The sequence below is a fragment of the Arthrobacter sp. Leaf141 genome (assembly GCF_001424565.1).
Lineage (GTDB): Bacteria > Actinomycetota > Actinomycetes > Actinomycetales > Micrococcaceae > Arthrobacter.
In genome coordinates this window covers 294-25,173 of record NZ_LMOL01000041.1, presented here as the reverse complement: position 1 = coordinate 25,173, position 24,880 = coordinate 294, and the positions used below count along the sequence as shown (strand labels likewise).

21 protein-coding genes are annotated in these 24,880 nt (G+C 68.6%); 8 read left to right on the top strand and 13 right to left on the bottom strand.

Going from position 1 to position 24,880, the window contains the following annotated elements:
* Positions 1–57 precede the first annotated feature (57 nt).
* Together ASF72_RS18160 and pucL are read right to left on the bottom strand one after the other, a co-directional pair.
* Positions 58–1,566 carry a nucleobase:cation symporter-2 family protein gene (locus tag ASF72_RS18160; RefSeq protein ID WP_056601197.1) on the bottom strand — a complete coding sequence of 503 codons (1,509 nt, stop codon included), beginning with the start codon at positions 1,564–1,566 and terminating at the stop codon, positions 58–60.
* A gap of 168 nt (positions 1,567–1,734) precedes the next feature.
* Positions 1,735–2,643: a factor-independent urate hydroxylase gene (gene pucL / locus ASF72_RS18155; RefSeq protein WP_056601196.1), complete on the bottom strand. Its 909-nt coding sequence runs from the start codon at positions 2,641–2,643 to the stop codon at positions 1,735–1,737.
* 349 nt (positions 2,644–2,992) lie between these two features.
* On the opposite strand from pucL, the gene ASF72_RS18150 reads away from it, so the two are divergent.
* A complete protein-coding gene (locus ASF72_RS18150) occupies positions 2,993–3,181 on the top strand; it encodes a hypothetical protein (RefSeq protein ID WP_050685129.1) in 189 nt (62 codons plus the stop codon).
* Between the two features lie 170 nt (positions 3,182–3,351).
* Here the strand turns inward: ASF72_RS18150 and ASF72_RS18145 are convergent, their stop codons facing one another.
* From ASF72_RS18145 to ASF72_RS18115, 7 genes are all read right to left on the bottom strand, one after another.
* On the bottom strand, positions 3,352–4,302 hold the full coding sequence (locus ASF72_RS18145; RefSeq protein WP_056601195.1) for a WxL protein peptidoglycan domain-containing protein: 951 nt from the start codon (positions 4,300–4,302) through the stop codon (positions 3,352–3,354).
* A 65-nt stretch (positions 4,303–4,367) separates the two neighbouring features.
* Complete coding sequence (locus tag ASF72_RS18140; RefSeq protein ID WP_056601194.1) at positions 4,368–5,750, bottom strand: hypothetical protein; 1,383 nt, start codon at positions 5,748–5,750, stop codon at positions 4,368–4,370.
* Positions 5,747–7,108: an HtaA domain-containing protein gene (locus ASF72_RS18135; RefSeq protein ID WP_056601191.1), complete on the bottom strand. Its 1,362-nt coding sequence runs from the start codon at positions 7,106–7,108 to the stop codon at positions 5,747–5,749. The genes ASF72_RS18140 and ASF72_RS18135 overlap by 4 nt, the downstream gene beginning before the upstream one ends.
* Positions 7,105–8,277: a hypothetical protein gene (locus tag ASF72_RS18130; protein ID WP_056601190.1), complete on the bottom strand. Its 1,173-nt coding sequence runs from the start codon at positions 8,275–8,277 to the stop codon at positions 7,105–7,107. Before ASF72_RS18130 ends, ASF72_RS18135 begins: the two co-directional genes overlap by 4 nt.
* Complete coding sequence (locus tag ASF72_RS18125) at positions 8,274–9,179, bottom strand: heme ABC transporter ATP-binding protein (protein WP_235504787.1); 906 nt, start codon at positions 9,177–9,179, stop codon at positions 8,274–8,276. The genes ASF72_RS18130 and ASF72_RS18125 overlap by 4 nt, the downstream gene beginning before the upstream one ends.
* Positions 9,176–10,342 carry a FecCD family ABC transporter permease gene (locus tag ASF72_RS18120; RefSeq protein ID WP_082484542.1) on the bottom strand — a complete coding sequence of 389 codons (1,167 nt, stop codon included), beginning with the start codon at positions 10,340–10,342 and terminating at the stop codon, positions 9,176–9,178. The genes ASF72_RS18125 and ASF72_RS18120 overlap by 4 nt, the downstream gene beginning before the upstream one ends.
* Positions 10,339–11,511, bottom strand: coding sequence for a heme/hemin ABC transporter substrate-binding protein (locus ASF72_RS18115; protein WP_082484540.1), 1,173 nt, complete (start codon positions 11,509–11,511; stop codon positions 10,339–10,341). Before ASF72_RS18115 ends, ASF72_RS18120 begins: the two co-directional genes overlap by 4 nt.
* Positions 11,512–11,738: 227 nt before the next feature.
* Between ASF72_RS18115 and ASF72_RS18110 the strand changes: the two genes are divergently transcribed.
* Complete coding sequence (locus tag ASF72_RS18110) at positions 11,739–12,401, top strand: biliverdin-producing heme oxygenase (protein WP_056601188.1); 663 nt, start codon at positions 11,739–11,741, stop codon at positions 12,399–12,401.
* A gap of 96 nt (positions 12,402–12,497) precedes the next feature.
* Here the strand turns inward: ASF72_RS18110 and ligD are convergent, their stop codons facing one another.
* Together ligD and ASF72_RS18100 are read right to left on the bottom strand one after the other, a co-directional pair.
* Positions 12,498–13,742 (bottom strand): non-homologous end-joining DNA ligase, encoded by a 1,245-nt coding sequence (ligD, locus tag ASF72_RS18105; protein WP_056601187.1) that lies wholly within the window; start codon positions 13,740–13,742, stop codon positions 12,498–12,500.
* A 21-nt stretch (positions 13,743–13,763) separates the two neighbouring features.
* On the bottom strand, positions 13,764–15,137 hold the full coding sequence (locus ASF72_RS18100; protein WP_050685137.1) for an 8-oxoguanine deaminase: 1,374 nt from the start codon (positions 15,135–15,137) through the stop codon (positions 13,764–13,766).
* A 456-nt stretch (positions 15,138–15,593) separates the two neighbouring features.
* On the opposite strand from ASF72_RS18100, the gene ASF72_RS18095 reads away from it, so the two are divergent.
* The 6 genes from ASF72_RS18095 to ASF72_RS18070 all read left to right on the top strand — a co-directional run bounded on the left by ASF72_RS18095 (position 15,594) and on the right by ASF72_RS18070 (position 23,885).
* On the top strand, positions 15,594–16,088 hold the full coding sequence (locus tag ASF72_RS18095) for a nucleoside deaminase (RefSeq protein ID WP_050685138.1): 495 nt from the start codon (positions 15,594–15,596) through the stop codon (positions 16,086–16,088).
* A gap of 14 nt (positions 16,089–16,102) precedes the next feature.
* Complete coding sequence (locus tag ASF72_RS18090; protein ID WP_050685139.1) at positions 16,103–17,605, top strand: NCS2 family permease; 1,503 nt, start codon at positions 16,103–16,105, stop codon at positions 17,603–17,605.
* An 80-nt stretch (positions 17,606–17,685) separates the two neighbouring features.
* The gene (locus ASF72_RS18085; RefSeq protein WP_056601186.1) at positions 17,686–18,936 is read left to right on the top strand and encodes an XdhC family protein; all 1,251 of its coding nucleotides are present in this window, start codon (positions 17,686–17,688) and stop codon (positions 18,934–18,936) included.
* A complete protein-coding gene (locus ASF72_RS18080) occupies positions 18,927–19,901 on the top strand; it encodes an FAD binding domain-containing protein (RefSeq protein ID WP_056601185.1) in 975 nt (324 codons plus the stop codon). The genes ASF72_RS18085 and ASF72_RS18080 overlap by 10 nt, the downstream gene beginning before the upstream one ends.
* A gap of 2 nt (positions 19,902–19,903) precedes the next feature.
* The gene (locus tag ASF72_RS18075) at positions 19,904–22,759 is read left to right on the top strand and encodes a molybdopterin-dependent oxidoreductase (protein WP_056601183.1); all 2,856 of its coding nucleotides are present in this window, start codon (positions 19,904–19,906) and stop codon (positions 22,757–22,759) included.
* A 145-nt stretch (positions 22,760–22,904) separates the two neighbouring features.
* Positions 22,905–23,885: an aldo/keto reductase gene (locus ASF72_RS18070; RefSeq protein WP_056601181.1), complete on the top strand. Its 981-nt coding sequence runs from the start codon at positions 22,905–22,907 to the stop codon at positions 23,883–23,885.
* Here the strand turns inward: ASF72_RS18070 and nboR are convergent.
* A complete protein-coding gene (nboR, locus tag ASF72_RS18065; protein WP_056601179.1) occupies positions 23,870–24,514 on the bottom strand; it encodes a nicotine blue oxidoreductase in 645 nt (214 codons plus the stop codon). The genes ASF72_RS18070 and nboR overlap by 16 nt on opposite strands.
* 29 nt (positions 24,515–24,543) lie before the next feature.
* On the bottom strand, positions 24,544–24,880 hold a 337-nt coding region (locus ASF72_RS18060; protein ID WP_442854174.1), incomplete at its 5' end, for a transketolase-like TK C-terminal-containing protein.

The window sequence follows — 24,880 nt, the reverse complement described above, 5'->3', positions numbered from 1 at the left end:
ACTTCGCGGCAATGTTCTTCGAAAACATTGCCGCGAAGTGCCATCTCGCGTGGGGGGTTAGTGCTCTGACGCCTTTTCGCTGGACTGGACCGGGACTTCCTTGCCGTCGCAGTCGATGAGCTTGCCGCCTTCGAAGCGGTCGCCGTCGGCCAGGCACTTCAGTTCCTCTTCCTTGACCACACGGCCGGTGCCGGCCACAAAGACCGACTGGTTCTCCGAATTCCCTGCCCGCAGGTGGTTGAAGAGGAGGTTCAGCAGGATGGCCATGACGGCTGCCGAGCTGATGCCGGAGTGGAAGATGGTGCCGAACCAGGACGGGAACTGGTCATAGAACGACGGTGCGGCGATGGGGATCATGCCGAACCCGATGGACGCGGCCACGATGATCAGGTTCATGTTGTTTTTGTATTCAACCTTGGACAGCGTGCGGATGCCGGAGGCGGCAACGGTGCCGAAGAGGACCACACCGGCGCCGCCCAGGACGGGCGTGGGGACGGCTGCCACCACGCGGCCCAGGACGGGCAGCAGGCCCAGGATGACCAGGATCAGGCCGCCGGCGCTGACCACAAAGCGGCTCTTGACGCCGGTGATGGCCACCAGGCCCACGTTCTGGGCGAAGGCGCTCTGGGTGAAGGAGTTGAACAGGGGGGAGATGGCGCTGGAGAGCATGTCGGCGCGCAGGCCGTCACCGATCCTCTTGGAGTCCACCTTGGTCCCCACGATTTCTCCCACGGCGATGATGTCCGCGGAGGTCTCGGTCAGTGTCACCAGGATAACGATCAACATGGAAATGATGGCGGCGATTTCGAAGACAGGCGGGCCGAACGCGAAGGGGGTGGGGAAGGCAACGATTTCGCCCTGACCCACCTTGGAGAAGTCAGCCATGCCGAAGATGAAGGCGATCAGGGTGCCCAGGACCATGGCCAACAGGATGGACAGCCGGGAGATTGCGGCGCTGCCCACTTTGCTCAGGAGCAGGACGATTGCCATGGTGGCGGCGGCGAGGCCGATGTTGGAGACGCTGCCGTAGTTGGGGGCCTTGTTGTTGCCGCCCATGGCCCAGTTGGCTGCCACGGGCATCAGGGTCAGGCCGATGGTGGTGATGACGGTTCCGGTGACCACCGGTGGGAAGAACCGGATGATCTTGGAGAACAGCGGGGTGATGAGCAGGCCGATCACGGAGGCCACAATGACCGAGCCGAAGACCGCCTGGATCCCGCCGCCGCCGTGGACGATCGCCACCATGGTGGAGACGCCGGCGAAGGAGACGCCCTGCACCAGCGGAAGCTGGGAGCCGAAGAACGGGATGCCCACGGTCTGCAGGATGGTGGCGAGGCCGCCGACGAACAGGCAGGCGGCGATCAGCAGGCCGATGTCCTGCGAGGTCATGCCCGCAGCGGCGCCGATGATCAGGGGCGGGGCAATGATGCCGCCGTACATGGTGAGGACGTGCTGGAATCCGTAAGCGAACGTGCTTCCAATGGACAGTCGCTGGTCTTCGGGACGGCCGGTATGGGAAGTGCGCTTGCCGGCGGCAGCAGCGGCCGGCTTCTTTTTGAGGTTCATGGCAGACTTTCTGGGTTCATGGCAGACGTCTTTGTCTGGCTAACGTTGTCTGGCTGACGTGGTGCTGTCTGTGGTGCCGGTGGCCGGGCCGGGATGCGGCGCGGCCACCGGTTTTCAGGCTGGTGGTGCAGCGGGGTGTTGCAGGTTTCGGTGCAGGTGTTTGCAGGCTCAGCAGAAGCCGGCGATGCCTGACCAGGCTGCCGGGGCGGCCGCGGCGGCGTCGCGCTGGACGGTGGCCTCGATCAGGCCGTAAGGGCGGTCGGCGGCGAAGAAGACCTCGTTGGGGTTGTCCAGGCCGAACGGGGAAAGGTCCACCAGGAAGTGGTGCTTGTTGGGCATGGAGAACTTGATCTCGTCGATTTCGCTGTGCGCCTCGAGGACCTTGGTGCCCATGTCGAACAGGGTCTGCTGGAGGGCGTGCGAGTAGTTCTCGGTGAAGCCTTCGAGCAGGAGGCCCTTGACGTCGTCGTAGCTCTTGTTGAAGTCCAGCGAGCTGAAGTCGGTGCCGGTCTTGAAGCGCCAGCGGGCAGAGACATCCGTGGCCAGGATGCGGTCGGTGGTCTCGGGGAGGGTGGTGTATTTGTCCCGCGGGTAGCCGGTGAAGCCGGACTGGGTGGATTTGAGGACAGTGAGGTCCTTCAGCCCGGAGATCAGGTGGCTGGTGGCGCCGTCACGGACCAGGACGGCGGTGCGGACTTCCTGGCCGTTCCGGACGAACGAGTGGTCGTGTTCGCTGCCGTGGGCCTGGATGCGGTCCCAGCTGTAGGCCTCCGCTTCCCAGCGGCCGCCGGTGACCCAGTCGAAGCTGGAGGTGAAGTGCCCGCCGAGGCGCAGGAGGAATTCCTCGGGGGAGCCGATGCCTTCGCGGGCAAAGGCGTAAATGGTGTTTTTCTGGGTATCGGTGGCCACCACGTGGGCGTTGTCGCCTTCGAGGTGGGCGGCCGAGAAATCGCCCCGGAGCTGCGAGGTGACGTTAAGGTCTTCGATTTCGTGGCGGGCTGAGTCGCGGGTGATTTTGACGACCCGGACTTCTGCCTTGCCGTACTGGTTTTCGCCGAGGATGATCTTGCTGCTCATGGTCTGTTCCCAACTTCCGGTAGTGGAACCTAGGTTCCTTCACTGAAATTAAGCGCGCATTTCGTGCGCGTTTCCGGTGTTGCCGACCCAACAAAAAGAGCCGGCATCGATTGATGCCAGCTCATTACGACCCTGCCTGCTGCTCCCAGGTTACGTGACCTGGGCCACGAGTTGACTAACAGCGTACTCCCGCAAATCGGTGGTGTACATCACAAAATGAAAATCCGGATTGTGACCGGCTGCCGGCCGCGCCGCTTCGGGATACCCCTTGACTGGGTGGAGGCGGTGATCCTACTATTTCGTATAGCAATAAATACTTTCCGCAATACGAAATAACGAGGAGGATTAGATGTTCCAGCACAATACGACGCCGGTGACCCCGACGCCGGCCACCGCACCCGCCGCCCAGGAGTTCTACCTTCCCCGGGGCGGCGGAATTGATCCGGACTTCCACGTGCCGGCGGACAGGGAACACGTTCCCGGCCGGATCTCCCGCTGGATCGCAGCGATCCCGGGCTTCGGCCGCCAGCGCTCCTAGCGCAGTACACCTGGCAACGCGGGTCCGGGCCGGTGCCCGCCGCGACGCGCAGTATCACTCCCGACGCGCAGATTCCCTGCCGCACCCCAGATAGCGGGGGCGTCAGGGAATCTGCGCGTCGCAGGCCAAGGAGCGCGTCGCAGGCAACGGCGCCGCCGGGGCAGAGCGATTCAGGCCCGCGCCTGCCGCGCCCGACGGCGGGCCAGGATCACTGCCAGCACCACAACGACCAGCAGGACTGCCAGCTGGCCCCACGGCACTGCTGCCGTCGATGCGGCGGCCGTTACCTCGGTACCGGGGCTGCCGGCCACGGACCACGGCTGAAGGACTACTGTGGCGTTCCCGGCAAATATGGGCCAGGTCCCCGGCAGGGTCACGGTCCGGGTGCTGCTTCCGCCGGGGATCAGTTCCGCCACGGCGCCGGAGGCCGCTCCGGCCCCCAGCAGGCCGGACGCGTCCACGTTTTCGTCGGCCAGCGCGCGGACGTTGCCGTTGTTGGTCACCGTATAGGTCACTTCCGGTGCCACCGGTGCAAACGGGTTCCACGCGGCCGGGTAGTTGACGGTGACGTCGGAGATGGCCATCGCGATGGTTTCCTCGCCTGCCACCCGCACGTTGAGCCGTGTGGCCAGGCGCCGGTCAAGTTTCACCGTGCCCTGCGCAGCGGCCGAAACGAACGAGGTCACCACCCCGCCCACATGGTCGCCTGGGCTCGCGTCGGCGGGGACCGCCAGGCTGAATGGGACTTCCCGGGCCGCTCCGGGTTGAACGGTGATGGTTGCGGCCTCTGCCGCGAACCAGCTGCCCACGCCGGCCGCGGCTGTGGCGGCCGGTTCCAGGTCCAGATGCCCGCTCGCGGACGTCACGCCGTCGGCCGCATAAACAGCGAGGTCCAGCGGCGTGCTGCCCAGGTTGGTCACCACCAGGGTGTCCTGGATGGTGGCACCGGGGTCCAGGGTGTAGGAGAAATTGCTGCGCTGCGCGGCGTCGGTGCTGCCGGGCCGTATGCTCCAGGAGAGTCCGTCTGCGGTGGTGCTGGTGGCGGCGAGTGCCTGCGCCGGCAACGCGCCAGCCAACAGGGCCAGGAGGCTGATGAGGACGACGGCGGCTGTACGGTACATGGGTCCTTCAAGGGGGAGGGGCCAGGGGCCGCCCGGAATCGGACGGCCCCGGCCATGGGTTTGTATCAGTCGCTCAGCGCGGTGATGGTGAGGGTTGAGGTGTAGGAACCTGCAGCCGTGCCGGCAGGTGCCAGCAGGTTGAGCGCGGCGTTGACGTCAACGGATCCGGCGGTGTGCCCGTTGCCCACCGATGCCAGGACAGCGGAGCTGCCCAGGCCCGGAGCGGCGGGAGCCACTGCCGCACCGGCGGCTGCACCCACGGTGTTGTTGGCCAGCGCCGGGGCCCAGCCCAGGGCGGATGCCGCGAAGGAACCGGCGCCGGAGGTGAACCCGGAGACGCTGCCGCTCAGCGACCAGCCCGACTGCCCGGAGCGCGTGTCCGTCACGGTGATGGTGGGCAGGGCGCCGGTGGCAGCAAACGATCCGGCCTCGTTCTGCTGGGCGCTGCCCAGGTTCACGGCGCCGGTGCCGGCGATGCTCCACTTGAACTCTTCGGGAGTGGTGGGGGTGGTGACGGGGACGTCGACACCGATTTCCACTGCCTGTGAGTCGTCGGACGGCTCCGGGCTGGGGGTGGTGGGTGCCGTCCAGGAGGCCGCCAGCGGGGCAGCGACCTTCTTGGGATCGGCGCCGCCGCCGGAGGAGTACCAGTAGCTTGCCTGGCCGGTCAGCCTCTGGAAATCGATGTACGACTGCGGGAAAGCACCGGCGTTGGCGCCGGTGGTGACCTGGTTGTCCACACCGGTCACCACAACGCCGCGGTAAACGGGAGTGCCGCTGAAGCCGCTCGCGGTCAGGCTGGCATCCGTGAACTTGGCCAGGTCGATCACGCGGGGGCTGATGGCCTCCCACTTGGTGGTGTCCTCCATGCTGGCGCCGTAACCGCTGGCGGTGGCGGTGAGGGTGGCGGTGCCGTCAGCGTTGACCGTCAGTTCAGGATCAGAGGCCGTCCAGTAGGTCAGGCCGCCGTAGAACACCGCTGTGAAGTCGCCGTCCCACTGCACTTTGGCGGTACCGGCAGCGGCGTCCACCACACCGGTTCCCGCGGAGAGGACCACCTGGTTATTGGTGCTGCTGCCGGGGGCCGGCGTGACGGGGGTACCCGCGGCGCCGATGCATTTGGTGGCCCAGGTGGGGGCTACCTTGGTGGCGTTGGCGCCGTCCTTTTCGATGCTGACGTTCCCGGCCGATGCGGCGTAGAAGCCGTCCGCCTCGGTCCAGACACGGCTGGAACCTGTGTTGCCGGCCTTGCCTGCCGACAGGTAGTTGCAGCCGCCGAAGTAGGAGCCGCCGCCGGCTTCCTGGCTCAGGCCCCAGCGCAGGGTGACGTCGGTGATCGAGCTTTCGGCGGCCTGTGCTGCGGGGGCAAAAACCCCGCTGAGGGCGGCCACTGCGGCCGCTGTGCCGAGGGCTGCTGCAAGGCGGCCGGTTGCGGAATGTCGTTTCATGGTTCCTCCGTTGATGCGTTTACGGGATGCGATGGTTTTCCTGAAGCCCCGCCGCGGACAGCGGCGGGAGGTCTTTTGGTGCCGGGCAGGACCAGCCAGCCCCGGCGGAAGCCCAGCACGGCGATGCCGGCCAGAGCGAGAAGGCCTGCCAGTGCCCATAGGAAGGTGTCCCGGAGGTTCACCAGATCCTGGGCCGTGGCAGGAGGTATCAGGCTGTTGCCCAGCCAGGTCGCGGCGGCTGCAACGGCAGTGACCGGCCCGGCCACGGCGGGCAGGGCTGCGGGGGCCGCTGCGTCGGTGTGGGGAACGGGAGCGGGGCCGGCCGCCGTCGGCCGCGGATCCTGGCCGGACGCGGAGCCTGTGCCCGGTGCCGCTTCCGGCGGCGTAACGGCCGGCGGTTGGACGGGGACGGGGTTGGCCGCGTCATAGCTGACGTACAGGGGCAGGGCCGGTTTGGCGTAGTCGCGCAGGCCCCCGGAGGAGTACCAGTAGGCCTGCTGCCCGGTGTTGCCCTGGAAATCGATGAAGTCCTGTGGGAAGGCGCCCCAGTCCGCTCCGGTCCTGGCCTGGGCCGGTCCGTCCGCTCCGGGGGTGGTGGCAACGCCGCGGTAGTCGGGGATGGCGGTGATGCCATTGGCGCCAAGCTCCACGTTGGAGAGGGTGGCCAGGGTTATGGTGGTGGGCGCAAGTTCCACCCACTTGGCGGCGTTGGCCCGGTCCGAGCCGTAACCGGAGGCCGTGGCGGTCAGGGTTCCCTTGCCGTTGGCGATGTTCAGTTGCGGATCCGTGGCCCACCAATAGGTCAGGCCGCCGTAAAACACCACGCTGAAGGAGCCCTTCCAACCGAGCTGTGCGGTGCCGGCGGCGACGTCCACCCGTCCGGAGCCGGAGCCGAAGACCACTTGCGCGCCGGTGCCTTTTTCCGCCGGACCGGTGCCCACCGCACGGCCGGCAGGGTCCTGGCATCTGTCGTTCCACGTGGATGTTTCCCAGGAACCGCTGCTGGTGGGTTTCTGGATGGTGACGTTGCCGCTTTGGGGGCTGTAGAAGCCGTCGGCCGCCGTCCAGGGCCGGGAACTGCCTGAGTTTCCGGGCACGCCGGCGGACAGGAAGTTGCAGCCGCCAAAGAAGGAGCCGCTGCCGGCTTCGGTGTTGATGCCCCAGCGGAGCTGGCCGTTGGTGGTGTTGCGGTCACCGGTGGCGGGGATGGTCACGGAAATTTCGACGGCGGATCCACTGCCGGTGCCATCCCCGGCGTTGCCATCGCTGGCAGCTGCGCCCGGCGGGGCCAGGCCGGCCAGGGCGCCCAGGGCCAGGGCGGCTGCCGCCGTTGCGGGCCGCCACCATCCGGCGCTCACGCTGTGGCCGCCGGGGTGTTTTCGCGCCGGGGTTTGGTTGCCCGCCGCCGCAGGATGGCGGTGACCAGCGACGTAAGCACCAGAAGGAGCAGGATCCCGCCCGCTGCCAGCACGGCGGAAAGCGGCCACGACCAGCCCGTCCCGGCGTCTGCGGTGGAGGTCTGCGCGTTGAGGAGTGCGGCGTCGGCCACCACGGAGAATTCCGCCTGTGCCGTGGTCCCGGACGCTGCGGCAGCCACCTTGATGACGTGGGTTCCGGCGCGCATGTCTGCGGGAAGCTGGACGGCGCCGGCCACCTCGCCATGCTGCCCGGCAACCAGCGCCCCCGCTCCCACCAGGCCGGCGCTGACGCTGGCGCTGACCTGTTCACCCGGCAGGAAGCCCCGGGCGTTGAAGGTCAACACCCGTCCGGCGATGATGGTTTTGCTGTCCACGCCGAGGGAAGCAGGGCCTGCCGGGACGGCACCCGGTGCAGCCGCCGCGCCGGGGACTACCGAGCTGCCGGTTCCTTGGGCCGCGCCGGCCTGCGCCGTTCCGCCCGGGGCTGCGCTGCCGGGGGCCGTGTTCGCTTCCCCGGTTGCCTGCCCCGTGAAACCGATGGGCGTAAAGCTTTCATTTTCCGGGTTGGCCACGCCATGGGCGCCGATGGTAATGATGCCGCAGGTGACCGCCAGGCAGTCCACGGTTTTGCTGGCGCCGGACCTGTCCAGGGCGGAGAACGAGGCCCCGGGGATGGTCAGCTGGACGGACCAGGCCCCGTCAGTACCGAGCGTCCCGCCATTGGCTGAAGCGGCGGTACCGGAACCGGGAAAGGCGATAAAGCGTTGGTAGCCCTGGTTGTCCCTGGCTTCGCTGTCCGGAACGTAGAGGAGGTCAGTGCCGGTTTTGCCGCCCGCACTGGGCTGCCAGGCGCCGTCGCTGACCCAGCCAAAAAATACGTAGACCCCGCCGAAGCCGCCCTGGATGGATTGGAATCCGTTGCCGGTGAGGCTCACGGTGGTGGGACTGCCTGCGGCCGCCTGGTTGCCGCCCAGCGGTGAGCTGATGCTGACCCTGCCGGCGGCCCGGGCTTCCGTGCCGGCCGCAAGCTGGGCGACAGGCAGGGCCATGGCGCCCAGGGTGATGGCTGCCGCAGCCGCGGCGGCGCGCCGGCGGAGGGGGAACTTCATGGCGTTTCCTTTGATGCAGGGACAAGGGGTGCAGGGAGTGGTGCGGCGGGACGCAGCGGCAGGACCGCCAGGCCCCCGGAGCCGGGGTGGTCGATAACCACCACAGGATGCTGGTACACCTCTTCCAGCAGCTCCGCGGTCAGGACCTTGCGGGGGCTGCCCACGGCCCGGACCTTGCCCTGCTGGAGCAGGACGATGCGGTCCGCGTACGCGCTGGCGAGGGACAGGTCATGCAGGACCACCACAACGGCGGCTCCTGAGTCGGCCCGGCGGCGGACTTCGCTGAGCACCAGCTCCTGGTACCGCAGGTCCATGGCCGCGGTTGGTTCGTCCAGCAGCAGCACCGCCGTTTCCTGCGCGAGGGCACGGGCAAACGAGGTGCGGGCCATCTCCCCGCCGGAGAGCGAGGGGAAACTGCGGCCCGTGAGGTTCCCGGTCCGGGTGCGGGCCACTGCCGTGCTGACGGCCCGGCTGTCCCCGGTTTCGTGGCGGGTGTTGTGCCAGGGTGCGCGACCCATCTCGACCACCTGGGCCACGGTGAACGCGAACGACACCCTGGCTTCCTGCAGCTGGACGGCACGGTGGCGCGCCAGGTGGGCCACCGGAATCTTGTCCAGCCTGGTGCCGCAGAGTTCCACGTGGCCTTCCGAGCAGGCCTCGTCCCCGGCCAGTGCCGCCAGGAGTGTGGACTTGCCGGCCCCGTTGGGGCCCACCAGCGCTACGACCTCGCCGGCATGCACAGCCAGGTCGATGCCGGCCAGGATGCGGGTTCCGGCCAGGGTGACCCCCACGCCGAAGGCTGCCAGGGCAGGCGCGGCCGTGGTCTCCCGGGTGGGCGGGGTTTCCGGGTTGGCCCGGGCAGCCGGGACGACGGCGGCCAACGCCCCGGTTCCGGCGCTCACTGCCAGCCGCCCGCACCGCGGCGGGTACGCCGGATCAGCCAGAAGAAGAACGGGCCGCCCACCAGGGACGTCAGCATCCCGATGGGCAGGTCAGCGAACGGCACCAGGGTGCGGGCGGAGGTGTCAGCCGCCAGCAGGAGGAGCGCGCCGCCCAGGGCGCTGGCCGGCAGCAGGACCCGGTGTCCGGGGCCCACAACCATCCTGATGATGTGCGGCACCACCAGTCCCACAAACGCGATGATGCCGGCGAAGGCGACGGCGGCGCTGGTCAGGATGGCCACCAGGACCACCACCTGGATCCGCAGGCGTTCCACATTCAGGCCAAGGTGCCGGGCCGGGCGCTCGCCGAGGGACAGCAGGTCGAGCTTCCCCGTAAACAACAGGGCGAGGGCAATGCCAACAATGGTGATGGGCCCAACGATTGCCACATGTTCCCACCGGGTGCCGTTCAGGCTGCCCAGCTGCCAGAAGACAATCTGCTCGCGGGCCGACGTGTCGGCCAGGAACGTCATCAAGGCAATGATGGCTCCGCCCACGGCGTTGACGGCGATCCCGGTCAGGACCAGGGTGACCACCTCCGTGCGGCCGCCCTGCCGTGCCGTCACGTAGACCAGTGCCGTGGCAGCGAGCCCGCCCAGGAAGGCGGCCACCACCAGGGTCCAGTTGCCCAGGAAGTCCAGCTGGAAAACGATCGCAATGCAGGCGCCGGCCGCTGCGCCGGAGGAGACGCCCACCACGCCGGGCTCGGCCAGCGGGTTGCTGAACACACCCTGCATCAGGACTCCTGCCGTGGCCAGGGCGCTGCCGATCGCCAGGGCCAGGACCACCCTGGGGAACCTGATGGACCACAGCGCGGACTCGGCATACTGCTGTTGGGGGAGGGGGCCGGCGGGGATGCCGATCCGGTGCAGGACCGAGCCCAGCACCTCACCGGCGCTGATGCCCATCTGGCCCAAGCCTGCGGAGACAAAGACCAGGACCAGGAGCGCCGCGGCCAGCGTGCCGAACAGGAGGCCGGTGCGGGTACGGTTTCCGGCCGGCGTGGTTGGAACGTTTGCTGCGCCGGTTCCGGTGCCCGATGGTGCAGGCAGGGTCCCGGGGGCGTCGAGCTTCAGGGGCGCCGGCAGCGCCGTGACGGATTGGCGCAGCCCCGCGCCGGTCATCCTGCGACCGCCGCGGACGTGCTGGCCGGCGCGTAAATGGCAACGGACAGGGCTTCCAGGACGCTGGCGGTGTTGGGGCCGAAGCTCAGGACGTCGTTGTCCGCCATGTCCACGATCCGGCGCTTTTCCCCGGCCGGGGTGTGGGCAAGGGACGGAACGCTGGCCAGCAGCCCGTCCACGCCGTCCACCGATTCCAGGCCCTTGGTCATCATGAGCACCACATCCGGCCTGGCCGCCACCAGCGCCTCATCGGTCAGCGGCTGCATGCCCTGCATGCCGGTTTCCGCTGCCACATCCACTCCGCCCAGCGCCGTGATGAGCGAATCGGTACCCGACCCGGGCCCGAACAGGTAGTAGATGCCGGACTGGCCGCGGGCGTAAAGGAATACCATGCGCAGCTTCCTGCCGTCGGGCGGCGTGATCCCGGCAATGGCTGCCGTGATTGCGCTGATGGCGTCGGCGGTCCGCGCGGCCAGCCGATCGCCGTCGGCCGGCACGCCCAGGGCGTCGGCCACCTGCTTGATGAGTGGTCCCACGTTGTCCATGGACCGGTGCGAATCAACCACCACCAGGGGAATCCCGGCTTCCCGCATCTGCAGGACGGCATTCCACGGCCCCAGGCTGGAATCGGTGATGATCACTGTTGGTGCGAGTTCCAGGATGGCTTCGGCACTGAGTTCGTGGCCGTTCTGCGTCACCAGCGGCAGGCCGGCGATTTCCGGGAAGCCTGAGCTCACGTCACGGCCCACCACGTTGGCGCCCAGTCCCAGTTCGAAGACCGTGCGGGCCGTGGTGCCGTACAGGTCGATGGCCAGGATCCGGCTGGTGTCCGCCACCGTCACCGTGGTGCCCTGGCTGTCCGTGACCGTCGCGGGCAGGACCTGCTCCTGGGGGGAATCCAGCGGGTCAAGGTCCGGGCTGTTGAGCACGGCCGTCGAGAGCCCCACATAGGCCTGGGGATCCTCGAGTACCACGGCATCGCGCAGGGCCACGCCCGGCTTACTGCCAGCGCCTGCCCCGGCAGTTGAACAACCGGCCAGGGCAAGGCACAGGGCGACGGCGGCCACCCACCGAAGGGTCCCGCGCCGGCGGGCAGGGGCTGCTGTCCCACGCCGTGCTGCGGCGTTGACAGCACGCACTGCCGGTCGTTGCGGCTGGTTTTTGAGCATGGTTCTCCCCCGAAGATGGGCATGCTAAAGCCGCACCTGGACGTGTGTTTTATTGGATTCAGGCCGCTGAACAGGCATGATGCAGTTCTGCTGGCGCTAAGGTGAGGCTAGCCTAACATTAAGTTTCAGCATTACGTCACAAAACTCTTACCTAACTCCGAAGAGTGTGACAGAGTGTCATCAAACGCCCCGACCGTGGCGATCCGACCACCCTCACTGGAGTCTCCATGACAGCATTTTCCGAACAGCTCAAGGCGCATACGGCTGCCGCACACCAGCACGCCGAGGACGCCGGATTCGTCACCGAACTCCTCGCCGGCAGGCTGGACCGGGGCCAGATCGGGGCGTTGCTGCTGCAGAACCTGATCATCTACCGCGCCCTTGAGGAGGCGCTGGCTGCCAACCAGGACCCGCGCCTGCAGGCGTTCGCCGATCCGGCACTGGCACGGGTGCCCGCCCTGGAACAGGACCTCCAGGTGCACTTCGGTGCAGGCTGGGAGAGCTTGCCGGCCGAGGCCAACCTGTACGTGACGCCCGGCGCCCGGGCGTATGCGGACCAGTTGGCCGCGATGGGGCCCACGTCCGTGGCATATCTCCTGGCCCACCACTACGTCAGGTACCTGGGGGATCTTTCGGGTGGCCAGATCATCTCCACCCTGGTCCAGCGACACTACGGACTGGGTCCTGAGGGGCTGAACTTCTACGCCTTCGACGGCGTCGGCAAACTCAAGGCCTACAAGGACGCCTACCGGCAGCGCCTGGATGACGTGGAGCTCTCCGGGTCGGAACGCGCCGACGTACTGGCCCACGCCGCCGCCGCGTTCGAAACAAACCGGCAGGTGTTTGTGGATCTGATGGCGCACCGGCTGGGGTCCGGCGTCCCCAGCTGAAACCGACGCGCAAATTCACTGCCGACCCGCATATTCCCCGGCGCACCCGGAATAACGGGGGCGCCAGGGAATCTGCGCGTCGGAAAGTAAACTGCGTCAGGATCCCGGCTTGCCCGGCCATTGCCGGCCGGCCCAGGGGTCGTAGTCGGCGATCAGTTCCTCCTGAGCCGGACGCTCCGCCTCCGGGATGTGCTGCAGGTTCACCCGGACCCGGTACCAGAGCGAGCTGGAGCCACGCATCCCGTCCACCAGGACATCCGCCGGCTGCAACGCGGCGACGATGCCGGCGTGCCGGGACTTCCATTCCTCTAGGGCGGCCAGCGCTTCCGGCTTGGTCCGGGTGCGGGCCACCTCCACCAGGGGCATCACCGACTGCCGCCGGCCGGAACCGTCCCCACTGCGCGGCGGCTTTTCCGCGGGCCCGAGTTCTGCGGCCAGCGCCAGCAGCCCGTCGAGGCGGCCCACCGAGGAATCGATACCGGCGTGGGGATCGCCAATGGCTGCGAACCGTTCCAGCACGGTGCGGACGGTGAACTGCGCGGGCAGGGCGGTGCGGACTTCGTCCCAGGTCAGCGGCGTGGAAACCCGCGCGTCCGGCAGGGCCCGGACGGAATAGGCAGAGGCCACGGTGCGGTCCTTGGCGTTCTGGTTGAAGTCCACAAACACGCTCTCGCCGCGCTCCTCCTTCCACCACCGCGCCGTGGCCAGGCCCGGGGCCCGGTTCGCCACCTCGCGGGCCAGGGTCTCGGCAGCCAGCCGGACGTCCCGGTAGGACCACTCCGGGGCGATGCGCACCAGGATGTGGAGTCCCCGGGAACCGCTGGTCTTCGGCCAGCCGGCCAGGCCGACGTCGTCCAGCACCTCCCGCACCACATACCCGACGTCCACGATCCGCGACCAGTCCACGCCGGGCATCGGGTCCAGGTCCACCCGGAGTTCGTCCGGGTGTTCCAGGTCCTCCGCGCGCACCGGGTGCGGATTCAGGTCCAGGCAGCCAAGGTTGACCACCCACGCCAGGCCCGCAGCGTCCCGGATCACTGCCTCCTCCGCCGACGTGCCGGACGCATAGTGCAGCGTGGTGGTGTCAATGAAGGCGGGATGGTTCTCCGGCACCCGCTTCTGGAAAAACGGCTCGGCGTCGATGCCCTTGGGGAAGCGCTTGAGCACCATGGGCCTGCCGCCGGCGCCCCGCAGGGCACCCTCAGCGACGGCCATGTAATACTTCACCACATCCAGCTTGGTCAGCCCGGGTTCCGGGAACACCACCTTGTCCGGGCTCGAGATGCGGACCTCGGCACCGTTGATGGTGAGGACTTCAGCCGGCGTCTTCGACGGGGTCATGCGGCCACGCTAGCAGCCAGGTCAGCCGGCAACCAGCCTTCGCGCCGCCGTCGAATGTTCCGCGATCAGCCCGGCAATGTCGAGGCCCGGGATCTGGCCGTCCACCACCCGCCACTGGCCGCCCACCATCACCCGGTCCGCACGGTCGGCGCCGCAGAGCAGGAGGGCGGCGATGGGATCGTGGCTGCCGGAAAACCGCAGCTCATCCAGGGTGAACAGGGCCAGGTCCGCCTGCATCCCGGGTGCCAGCTGGCCCAGTTCCGGCCGGCCCAGGACCGCCGCCGAGCCACGGGTGGCCCAGCCCAGGGCGCGCTCCACGGGCACGTCCGCGCCGTAGCGGAGGCGCTGGAGGTAGAGCGCCTGGCGTGCTTCCAGGATCATGTTCGAGGCATCGTTGGACGCCGAACCGTCCACACCCAGCCCCACGGGGACGCCGGCGGCCTCCAGTTCCAGGACCCGGGCGGTGCCCGAGGCCAGCCGCATGTTGGAGGTGGGGCAGTGCGCGACGGCGGTGCCCGCGGCGCCCAGCCGGCGGATCTCGTCGTCGCTGAAGTGGATGCCGTGGCCCAGCCAGGTGCGGTCCGTCAGCCAGCCGACACTGTCCAGGTAGTCAACGGTCCGCAGGCCGAACATCTCCCGGCAGAAGTCCTCCTCGTCCAGGGTCTCTGCCAGGTGCGTATGCAGGCGGACGTCCAGGCGGCCGGCCAGCAGGGCACTTTCGGCCATGATTTCCTTGGTGACCGAGAACGGAGAGCACGGGGCCAGGGCAATCTGGATCACGGCGTCCGCACCCCGCTCGTGATACTGGCCGATCAGCCGTTCGCTGTCCGCCAGCACCACCTCCGGAGCCTGCACCGTGGACTGCGGCGGCAGGCCGCCGTCGTCCGTTCCCAGCGTCATGGACCCGCGCGTAAGGGTGGCGCGCATGCCAAGCCGCCGCACAGCCTCCACCTCGATGTCGATGGCGTGTTCCAGGCCGTCCGGGAAGAGGTAGTGGTGGTCCGCGGCGGTGGTGCACCCGGACAGCAGGAGCTCGGCCAGGGCCACTGTCGCGGCGAGTTCGAGGTCCCTTGGTGTCAGCCGGGCCCATACGGGGTACAGGTTCTGCAGCCACGGGAACAACGGCGCGTTGGCCACGGGCCCCCAGGCGCGGGTGAGCGTTTGGTAAAAGTGGTGGTGCGTGTTGATCAGGCCCGGCATCAGGACGTGCCGGCCGGCGTCGAACGTGGTCTCGCAGGGCGTGGCGGGCTGCTGGCCCGCGGCCAGGACCTCCACGATCACGCCGCCGCTGACCACTATGCCGCCCGAGGCGTCCAGGTGGTTGGCGGTGAAAGCCGCCTGCGGGTTCCGGATCCAGAGGCGCTGGTTGCCGGCGGAAGGAGTGGGCTGGGTCATGGGGCTGTCCTTGTCTGAGCGAAGCGGCGGTAAATCCAGCTCAGTGAAGCCCTGTCTGCTGATCCAGGTGACCGCAGCGATGTGCGGCTGGGTCCAGCGTAGGGAACGCCGGCGGTGGCCGTCAACGGCCCGAATGTGACCGGCCGTTCTGTTGGCGGGCGGGACGGGCGGACCGGGGCCTGGAACGGCGGCTTGAAGCGGCGGCGGAAATCCCACGCCGTGAGCCAGCCGAAACATGAATTTCACATTGCGAAATTAAGTTTCCAGAAACTATGGCGCGGACCACAGGTGTGGTGCTAATCTCAGTTTGCCAAAGGCGGGCACCCGGACCCCGGGAAGCTATCTACCAGGCGCAACTTAACCTTCACAGCAAATGCTGAAGCCTGGTAACCGTCGCACCTGGTCCCCTTGGTCCTGCACCCGGCTATCCGGCTTCCCGGCAAAGGGAGTCGCATCATGAGTACCACCGTCACGGCCGAACAGTTTTTGGCCAGATCCATCAGGCTGGCAACAGCCAACGTCCTCAACAGCGGCGGGCCCTTCGGCGCCATGATCGTCACCGCGGACGGAAAGACGTTTGATGGCGTCAACCGGGTCACCGCGGACAACGATCCCACGGCCCACGCAGAAGTCACCGCGATCCGCACCGCGTGCCGGGAGCTCGGCACGTTCGACCTCAGCGGAGCCGTCCTCTACACCAGCTGCGAGCCGTGCCCCATGTGCCTCGCCTCGGCTCTCTGGGCACGCGTGGAACGGGTGGTGTTTGCCGCCGGCCGGCATGACGCCGCCTCCGTGGGATTCGATGACGCAGTCTTTTACGAGTACTTCGAAAACCAGGACCGGGATGCCCTGATGCCCGTGTCCAAACTGGTGCTGGCCGGCCCCGACGCCCCGGCGCCGCTGGAGCCGTTCAACACCTGGAACACGCTCGAATCCAGGATTGATTACTAGGCCCGGTGGCTGAGATGACTATTTTGGACAATTCACACGGGGAGCAACCGGCTCCGCAGGCACGCACCACCCAGGCGCCCACGCCGCCGGAAAATTTCCTGGACCGCTTCTTCCAGATCACCAAGCGTGGATCCACCCTGGCCCGCGAATTCCGCGGCGGCCTGGTCACGTTCTTCACCATGGCGTATATCGTGATCCTCAACCCCCTGATCCTGGGCGGGTTCAGCGCGGACAACGCCCCCACGGATGTGGCCGGCGGCTGGCTGTCCGCCGCACAGGTGGGCGCCGTCACCGGCCTCACCGCCGGTGTTATGACCATCCTGTTCGGGCTGGTGGCAAACCTGCCGTTCGGACTGGCCGCCGGGCTGGGCATCAACTCCTTCCTGGCCGTCTCCGTAATCCAGGAAGTCACCTGGGCCGAGGCCATGGGACTGGTGGTGATCAACGGCATCCTGATCGTCCTGTTCGGCGTCACCGGTGCCCGGACCGCGATCTTCCGGGCCGTCCCCAAGGAACTCAAGGCCGCCATCACGGTGGGCATCGGCCTGTTCATCGCCTTCATCGGCTTTGTGGACTCCGGTTTCGTCCGGCCCACGGCAGGCGGCCCGCCCGTCCAGCTTGGCGACGGCGGCTCCATTACCTCCATCCCCACCCTGGTTTTTGTGGTGGGCCTGCTCGCCATGGGCATCCTCGTGGCGCGGAAGGTCCAGGGCGGCCTGCTGATCGGCATCGTGGCCACCACGTTCCTGGCAGCCGTCGTGGAAGCCTTCCTGAAGATCGGCCCGGCCAGCGCCACCAACCCCGGCGGCTGGCACCTGAACACGCCGGTCCTCTCCGGCCAGCTGGTCTCGGCACCGGACTTTGGCCTGGTGGGCCAGTTCGACGTGTTCGGTGCGTTCGGCCGGATCGGCGGACTCGCCGCCACCATGCTGGTCTTCACCCTGGTGTTCACCAACTTCTTCGACGCCATGGGCACCATGACCGGCCTGGCCAAGAGCGCCGGCGTCGCCCATAAGGACGGGACGTTCCCGCGCCTCAAGTCGGCCTTCATTGTGGAAGGCTTTGGCGCCGTGGCCGGCGGAGCAACCTCAGGATCCTCCAACACCGTCTATATCGACTCCGCGGCAGGGATCGGCGAAGGCGCCCGCACCGGCCTGGCGTCGGTGGTCACCGGTGTCCTGTTCCTGGGTTCGATGTTCCTCACGCCGCTCACCAGCGTGGTCCCGATTGAGGTGGCGGCCGCAGCCCTGGTGGTGGTGGGCGCCATGATGATGGCCCAGATCCGCGAGATCAAGTTCACCAAGTTCACGGTGGCACTGCCGGCCTTCCTCACCATCGTGACCATGCCGCTGAGCTACTCGATCGCCAACGGCATCGGGGTGGGCTTCGTCAGCTGGGCGATCATCGGCGCGGCATCCGGGAAGGCGAAAAAGATCCATCCGCTGATGTGGGTGGTCAGCGCCGGCTTCCTGGTCTACTTCGCCCGCGGGCCCATCAACGCCCTGCTGGGCGCCTGACCCGCGCGGTTCCTTCCCCCAACCACCCCTGACCGACGACAATATGGACACCACCGCCACGCGGCAGAAGGAGCACCGACATGCTTGACCTGATCCCTTCACTGCGCGGCTGGTTGCCCACCGTTGCCAGCGGACCGTTCGCGGTGGCCACCATCGTGGCGGCCACCGGTTCGGTTCCCCGGCCCGTGGGAACGTCCATGCTGGTCGCCGGCAGCGGGTCCATCCTGGGCAGCCTCTCCGGCGGCTGCGTGGAAGGCGCCGTGGTGGCGCTGGCCATGGCGGCAATGGACGCTGCCGGCCCCCGCCGGCAGCGGTTCGGTTTCAGTTCCGCTGATGCCTTCGCCGCCGGGCTCACCTGCGGGGGCGAGCTGGACATCCACGTCGAGCCCGTCTCCGCCGTGGATCCGGGCGGGATGGCTGCCTGCCAGCCGCTCCGGACCGCGCTTGTGGCCCTGGCAGCAACCGGCCCGGACCAGCCCGTGGGACTGGTCCGGCGGCTGGCCGTCCCCGGCCGGCCAGGCCAGGCAGTGGTGGTCAGCAATCCCGGTGAAGCATCTGCTGTCCTGCCCGGCCTGGCGGAACTGTGCAACCAGCAGGACCGCCGGGCCGGAGCCTGGCCGGCGCCGCTGGCCCAGGCCGCTGCCCTGCTCCGCCGCGGCGGAGCAGGGCTGGTGGGGCTGACCCAGGCAGGCTCCTGCCCGCCGGAGCTGCACAGCCAGGAGCCGGCGTCGGCCGTCCTGCTGGTGGAGTCGCGCATCGCGGCACCCCGGATGCTGGTGTTTGGCGCCAACGACTTCGGCGCCGCGCTGCTCCCCGCCGCCAAGCTGCTGGGCTACCACGTCACCCTGGTGGACGCCCGGCCGGCCTTTGCCGCCCAGCCCCGCTTCGCGTCCGCCGATCAGGTGGTGGCGCAATGGCCGCACCGCTACCTGGCCGATGAAGCGGCGGCCGGCCGGCTGGATGGCCGCACCGTGGCCGCCGTCCTGTCCCACGACCCCAAATTCGACTTGCCGCTGCTGGGAGCGGCGCTGGCCCTTGACCTCGCCTATGTTGGCGCCATGGGGTCGCGCCGGAGCCACCTTCAACGGGTGGACGACCTGCTTGGCGCGGGAATCCCGGCGCACCGGATCGCCCGGCTGCATTCACCCATCGGACTGGACCTCGGCGCCGAAACCCCCGCGGAAGTGGCAGTGTCCATCACCGCCGAACTGATCGCCGCCCGCAGCCGTGCCGCCACCGGCATGCCCCTGCGCGAGGCAAGCGGTCCCATCCATCACCTACCCGCTGCATCTGCAGCCCCTATGACCCAGCAGGAGATCGCATGGACATGAACACCATTGAGGCAGTGGTTCCCACCACCGACCCCGCGCAGTGGCGCGACGGCGATGCCTGGCTGGCCGGCGGCACCGTCCTCTTCTCCTACGGCAGCTACGCGTTTGGCCCCGAGCCGCTCACACGCCTTCTCGACCTGGGCAGCGCCGGGTGGACGCCGGTCACTGTAACGGACACCGGAATCGAACTCGCCGCCACATGCACGGTGGCGGAACTGTATGCGCTGCCCGCGGCCGCGACCGGCCGTTCCTGGCCCGGGCTGGACCTCATCCGGCCCTGCTGCGACTCCTTTGTTGCCTCCTTCAAGGTGTGGAACATGTCCACCGTGGGCGGCAACATCTGCACCTCCCTGCCGGCGGGCCCCGTCACGTCACTGTGCGCGGGACTGGACGGCGTGGCCACCATCCTGGGCCCCGGCGGCTCCAGCCGGACCCTGCCGGTGGCTGACCTGGTCACCGGCGACGCCACCAATGCGCTGGCACCCGGCGAACTCCTGCGCAGCATCCACGTGCCGGCGTCGGCACTGTCTGGCCGGGTGGCATTCCGGCGACTGTCACTGAGCAACCTGGGCCGGTCCGGGGTGCTGCTGGTGGGAAGGCTCGACGGCGGGACCGCCCTGGTGCTGACCGTCACCGCCGCCACTACCCGGCCCGTCCAGCTGCGGTTCGAAGGCATCCCGGCGGCCCCGGCCCTGGCCGCCGCCCTGGATGACGCGATCGCCCCCGACCTGTACCACTCCGATATCCACGGCCTGCCGGACTGGCGCCGCGACATGACTTACCTCCTCGCCGAGGAGATCCGCGCCGAACTCGGCGCACCGGAAGGAGCGCCCGGCCTGCAGGTCTCCGGCGACTTCTGGCCGCCGCAGCCCGGGTCCACGCCGACCGCAGCGGTCCCGCCAGGGCCCATCGGGGCTGGATCGATCCCGCCTGCGTCCGGCACCACCAACCAGGAAGGGGCCTGAGCATGGCCATCAGCATCAACGGAACGGCCGCAGACGCTGCGCCCCGCCCGGGCCAGTGCCTCCGGACGTTCCTGCGCGAGCAAGGCAACTCCGGCGTCAAAAAGGGCTGCGACGGCGGGGACTGCGGCGCCTGCACCGTCCACGTTGACGGCACCCCGGTGCACAGTTGCATCTACCCGGCAGTCCGGGCGGAGGGCCACGCCGTGACCACCATCGAGGGGCTGGCCGCCACCGCGGCCGAACCCTCGGAGTCTGGGCTCCACCCGGTCCAGCAGCAGTTTATGGAGCGGCAAGGCTTCCAGTGCGGGTTCTGCACCGCCGGCATGCTGATGACAGCGGCAACCTTCGACGCCGAGCAGGAAAGCAACCTGCCCCGCAGCCTCAAGGGCAACCTCTGCCGGTGCACCGGCTACCGGGCCATCGGGGACGCGATCTGCGGCCACGCCGGGCACCCCGCGCCGGAGGGGCCCGGCTCGGGCATCGCCGGGGACAGCCAGCCCGATCCGGTCCCCGGCCAGTTGGGCGACGACGTCCCCGCGCCCGCCAGCCGGGCAGTGGTCACCGGTGCCGCCCGCTACACGCTGGACCTCCCTGTGGCGGAGCAGCAGGCGCTGCTGCACCTGAAGATCCTGCGCTCCCCGCACGCCTCCGCCCGGGTCCTGTCCGTCGACGCCGCCGCTGCGCTGGAAATTCCCGGCGTCGTGGCCGTCCTGACCTCGGCCGACGCCCCGGAGCAGCTCTTTTCCACCGCCCAGCACGAACTTTTCACCGATGACCCGGACGACACCCGGGTCCTCGACGACGTGGTCCGTTTCATCGGGCAGCGGGTGGCCGCCGTCGTTGCGGAAACGGTGGCCGCCGCGGAGGCCGGCGTCCGGGCCCTGGCTGTTGATTACGAGGTGCTGCCTGCCGTGTTTTCGCCGCAGGACGCCCTGCAGCCCGGCGCCCCGCAGGTCCACGGCGACAAGGACGGTCCCGTCGCCCGGATTTCCCGGCCGGACCGCAACGTGGTGGCCGAGCTCCACTCTGAGCTGGGCAGCGTGGCGGACGGTTTCGCAGCTGCCGACTTCATCCACGAACAGACCTACCGCACCCAGCGCGTCCAGCACGTGGCGCTGGAAACCCACGCAGCCATCGCCTCCGTGGACCCAGCGGGCCGGCTCCAGGTCCGCACCTCCAGCCAGGTCCCCTTCCTGGTCCGGCGGACCCTCTGCCGTATATTCGGGCTCCCCGAGGACGGCGTCCATGTGGTGGCAGGCCGCGTGGGCGGCGGTTTTGGCGGAAAGCAGGAAGTCCTCACCGAGGACCTCGTGGCGCTCGCGGCCCTGAAGTTGGGCCGGCCGGTCCAACTGGAACTGACCCGCACCGAGCAGTTCACCGCCACCACCACCCGGCATCCGTTCACCATCGCGCTGAAGGCCGGTGCCAGCGCCGACGGCCGGCTGACAGCACTGGAACTGGACGTGGTCACCAACACCGGCGCGTACGGCAACCACGGTCCGGGGGTGATGTTCCACGGCTGCGGCGAATCGCTCAGTGTCTATAAATGCGCCAACAAAAAGGTGGACGCGCACTCGGTGTACACCAATACCGTCCCGGCCGGGGCGTTCCGCGGTTACGGGCTCAGCCAGATGATCTTCGCCATCGAATCGGCAATGGATGAGCTGGCCACGGGCATCGGCATGGATCCGCAGGAGTTCCGCCGCCGGAACATGGTCCGGGAAGGGGATGACATGCTGTCCACCCAGCCCGAACCGGAGGAGGACGTCCACTACGGCAGTTACGGGCTGGACCAGTGCCTGGACCTGGTCCGGGATGCGCTGCAGCGCGGCCGGGACAGGTACCGCGAGGCCGGACTTGATGACCTTGGCCCGGACTGGCTGGTGGGGGAGGGCCAGGCGCTGTCCATGATTGACACCGTCCCGCCGCGGGGCCACTTTGCCCACTCGAAGATCCGGCTCCTGCCGGACGGGACGTACCAGGCCGACGTCGGCACGGCGGAATTCGGGAACGGCACCACCACCGTGCACGCCCAGCTGGCGGCCACCGCGCTCGCCACGGAGTCCACCCGCGTGCAGGTCCGGCAGTCCGATACGGACCTGATCGAGCACGACACGGGGGCCTTCGGCTCCGCCGGGACGGTGGTGGCCGGCAAAGCCACCCTGGCCGCGGCGGAGGAACTGGCCGTCCGGATCCGGGCGTTTGCCGCCGGGATCCGGCAGACCCAGGCCTCGGCGTGTGTCATCCACGGCGCCACGGTGGTGTGCGACGGAACCGACGTCCCGCTGGCAGAACTTGCGGCAGCGGCTGCGGAAGCCGGCGTCGAACTTGCCGCCGAAGGGCGCTGGGGCGGCACCCCGCGGTCCGTGGCGTTCAACGTCCACGGCTTCCGGGTGGCCGTGAACCGGAACACGGGCGAGCTGAAAATCCTGCAAAGCGTGCAGGCAGCCGACGCCGGCGTGGTGGTCAACCCCCGGCAGTGCCGGGGGCAGATCGAGGGCGGGATTGCCCAGGCGATCGGCGCGACGCTGTATGAGGAGGTGGTGGTGGACGACGCCGGCCGCGTCACCACCGACATCCTGCGCCAGTACCACATCCCCACCTTCGCCGACGTGCCCCGGAGCGAGGTTTACTTCGCTGACACCAACGACTCCACGGGCCCGCTGGGCGCCAAATCCATGAGCGAAAGCCCGTTCAATCCGGTGGCACCCGCGCTGGCCAACGCCATTCGGAACGCCACCGGGGTGCGGTTCGCGCAACTGCCCATCGCCCGCGACCGGATCTACCTGGGGCTCCGGGAAGCGGGCAAGGTCCCGGCGGCGGAAGCGGGGGTGGGGCAGGGGCACCTGGTTTCCTGACCCCCGTCGCCCCATCACCCCTCCTCGTTGCCCTATCACTTATGGTCCCCATTCGGCCGAATGGGGACCATAAGTGATAGGGCAACAGGGGGTGGGGCGGTTTCCGGAATTCAGCCGCCGCCGGGCCAACCCCTATAGTCGGGGGATGGAACAGCGGATTTTAGGCAGGACCGGACGGAACGTCTCCACCGTGGGGCTGGGCACCTGGCAGCTCGGCGCGGACTGGGGCAACGTGGACGACGCGCAGGCGCAGGAGCTGCTGGCGGCATCGGCCGAGGCCGGCGTGACCTTCTTTGACACTGCTGACGTCTACGGTGACGGCAAAAGCGAGCAGGCCATCGGCAAGTTCCTCAAGGACAACCCGGGCCTGGACATCACGGTGGCCACCAAGATGGGCCGGCGGATGGACCAGAAGCCGGAAAACTACACCCTGGCCAACTTCCGCCAGTGGATTGACCGGTCGCGGAAGAACCTGGGCACGGACACCCTGGACCTGGTCCAGCTGCACTGCCCGCCCACGCCCGTCTACAGCAACGCCGAGGTCTACGACGCCCTGGACACCCTGGTCTCGGAAGGCGCCATCCGGAATTACGGGGTCAGCGTCGAACGCACCGACGAAGCACTCGAAGCAATCCGTCATCCGGGCACCGCCTCGGTCCAGATCATCCTCAACGCCTTCCGGCTCAAGCCGCTGGACGAGGTCCTGCCGGCCGCCAAGGCAGCCGGGGTGGGCATCATCGCCCGCGTCCCGCTCGCCTCCGGCCTGCTGTCCGGCAAGTACAGCAAGGACACGTCCTTCGCGGACAACGACCACCGCAACTACAACCGCGACGGCGGCTCCTTCGACGTGGGGGAGACCTTCTCAGGCGTCGACTACGCCCTGGGCCTCAAGGCCGTGGCGGAATTCGAGCAGCTGGTCCCGGCCGGCGCCAGCACCGCCCAGGCAGCCATCGCCTGGATCGCAGCCCAGGACGGCGTCACCAGCGTGATTCCCGGTGCCCGTTCCGTGGAACAGGCAACGGCCAACGCTGCCGCGGCCACCGTCAAAATCGATGAAGAGTTCGACGGCGGCGTCCGCTGGATCTACGACCACTACTTCCGCGAGGCCATTCACCCGCGCTGGTAACCGGCCGCCTCCGGACCGGCCAACAGGTGCAGCTGGTCCGGGGTGTCCACGTCCTGTCCGTCTGACAGGTCGCTGCAGTCCACCTCGTCCACGAGCTCCGGGTGTGCGCGCAGGAAGCCGCGCGCCCCGGCGTCGCCCGTTATCGTTGCTGCCACCGTAGTACGCAGCGAGGCGTCGATCAGCAGCGGATGGCCGCGGCGAAGCCCGCCCGGGGCAGCAGGTTCCCGATAAGCGGCGGCGGTGATCCGGCCCGGCCGGTGCTGCTCGAGGAGGCGCCGGACCGTATCCGGCAGCAGGCCGGGCTGGTCCACCAGTGCGATCAGCAGGTGGCCGGCCGGGCCTGCGGTGTGTTCACCCAGCAGGTAGGAGCCGCCCATGCCCGTTTCCCACGCGGCGTTGACCACCACGCGGCAGGCGGCGAGGTCAGCGGCCGCCGCCACCTTGTCCGCGCCGGCGCCCAGGACCACCACCACGTCGCTGCAGCCGCCACCGGCCAGGGCGGCGGCAGCGGCTTCCACCAGAGGCCGGCCCCGGTAGGGCAGCAGGGCTTTGGGGCCAAGCCCCAGCCTGCTGCCACTGCCGGCGGCCAGCACCACGCCGGTGGTCCGCGGTTCGCCGTTGTACTTCATGGGCCCAGACTATCCGGCGCGGCTCCCGCTCAGGAGTCGCCGCCAGCGCCGCCTGTAGTGCCGGCCCGCACGTCCAGGAGCTTGTAGCGGTCCATGGCGTACGACGGCGCGCCCTCCTCCACGTCGCCCCTCGCCGCGAGCAGCTGCAGGGTTTTCACCACAATCGAGTGGGTGTCGTTTTTGAAGAAGCGGCGTGCTGCTGCGCGGGTGTCGGAGAATCCGAAGCCGTCGGCGCCGAGGGAGGCGAATTCGTTGGGTACGAACTGCCGGATCTGGTCCGGGACTGCTTTCATGTAATCCGTGACCGCTACAACCGGGCCGGTGGCACCGGCCAGCTGCTGGGTAACGAAGGGCACCCGTGCGGTT

Coding starts and splice junctions, on each gene's coding strand:
- ASF72_RS18090 (WP_050685139.1), top strand. CDS start 16,103: ATGACTATTTTGGACAATTCACACGGGGAGCAACCGGCTCCGCAGGCA.
- ASF72_RS18120 (WP_082484542.1), bottom strand. CDS start 10,342: ATGACCGGCGCGGGGCTGCGCCAATCCGTCACGGCGCTGCCGGCGCCC.
- ASF72_RS18075 (WP_056601183.1), top strand. CDS start 19,904: ATGGCCATCAGCATCAACGGAACGGCCGCAGACGCTGCGCCCCGCCCG.
- ASF72_RS18095 (WP_050685138.1), top strand. CDS start 15,594: ATGAGTACCACCGTCACGGCCGAACAGTTTTTGGCCAGATCCATCAGG.
- nboR (WP_056601179.1), bottom strand. CDS start 24,514: ATGAAGTACAACGGCGAACCGCGGACCACCGGCGTGGTGCTGGCCGCC.
- ligD (WP_056601187.1), bottom strand. CDS start 13,742: ATGACCCCGTCGAAGACGCCGGCTGAAGTCCTCACCATCAACGGTGCC.
- ASF72_RS18140 (WP_056601194.1), bottom strand. CDS start 5,750: ATGAAACGACATTCCGCAACCGGCCGCCTTGCAGCAGCCCTCGGCACA.
- ASF72_RS18115 (WP_082484540.1), bottom strand. CDS start 11,511: ATGCTCAAAAACCAGCCGCAACGACCGGCAGTGCGTGCTGTCAACGCC.
- ASF72_RS18160 (WP_056601197.1), bottom strand. CDS start 1,566: ATGAACCTCAAAAAGAAGCCGGCCGCTGCTGCCGCCGGCAAGCGCACT.
- ASF72_RS18110 (WP_056601188.1), top strand. CDS start 11,739: ATGACAGCATTTTCCGAACAGCTCAAGGCGCATACGGCTGCCGCACAC.
- ASF72_RS18085 (WP_056601186.1), top strand. CDS start 17,686: ATGCTTGACCTGATCCCTTCACTGCGCGGCTGGTTGCCCACCGTTGCC.
- ASF72_RS18145 (WP_056601195.1), bottom strand. CDS start 4,302: ATGTACCGTACAGCCGCCGTCGTCCTCATCAGCCTCCTGGCCCTGTTG.
- ASF72_RS18150 (WP_050685129.1), top strand. CDS start 2,993: ATGTTCCAGCACAATACGACGCCGGTGACCCCGACGCCGGCCACCGCA.
- ASF72_RS18100 (WP_050685137.1), bottom strand. CDS start 15,137: ATGACCCAGCCCACTCCTTCCGCCGGCAACCAGCGCCTCTGGATCCGG.
- ASF72_RS18070 (WP_056601181.1), top strand. CDS start 22,905: ATGGAACAGCGGATTTTAGGCAGGACCGGACGGAACGTCTCCACCGTG.
- ASF72_RS18080 (WP_056601185.1), top strand. CDS start 18,927: ATGGACATGAACACCATTGAGGCAGTGGTTCCCACCACCGACCCCGCG.
- pucL (WP_056601196.1), bottom strand. CDS start 2,643: ATGAGCAGCAAGATCATCCTCGGCGAAAACCAGTACGGCAAGGCAGAA.
- ASF72_RS18130 (WP_056601190.1), bottom strand. CDS start 8,277: ATGAAGTTCCCCCTCCGCCGGCGCGCCGCCGCGGCTGCGGCAGCCATC.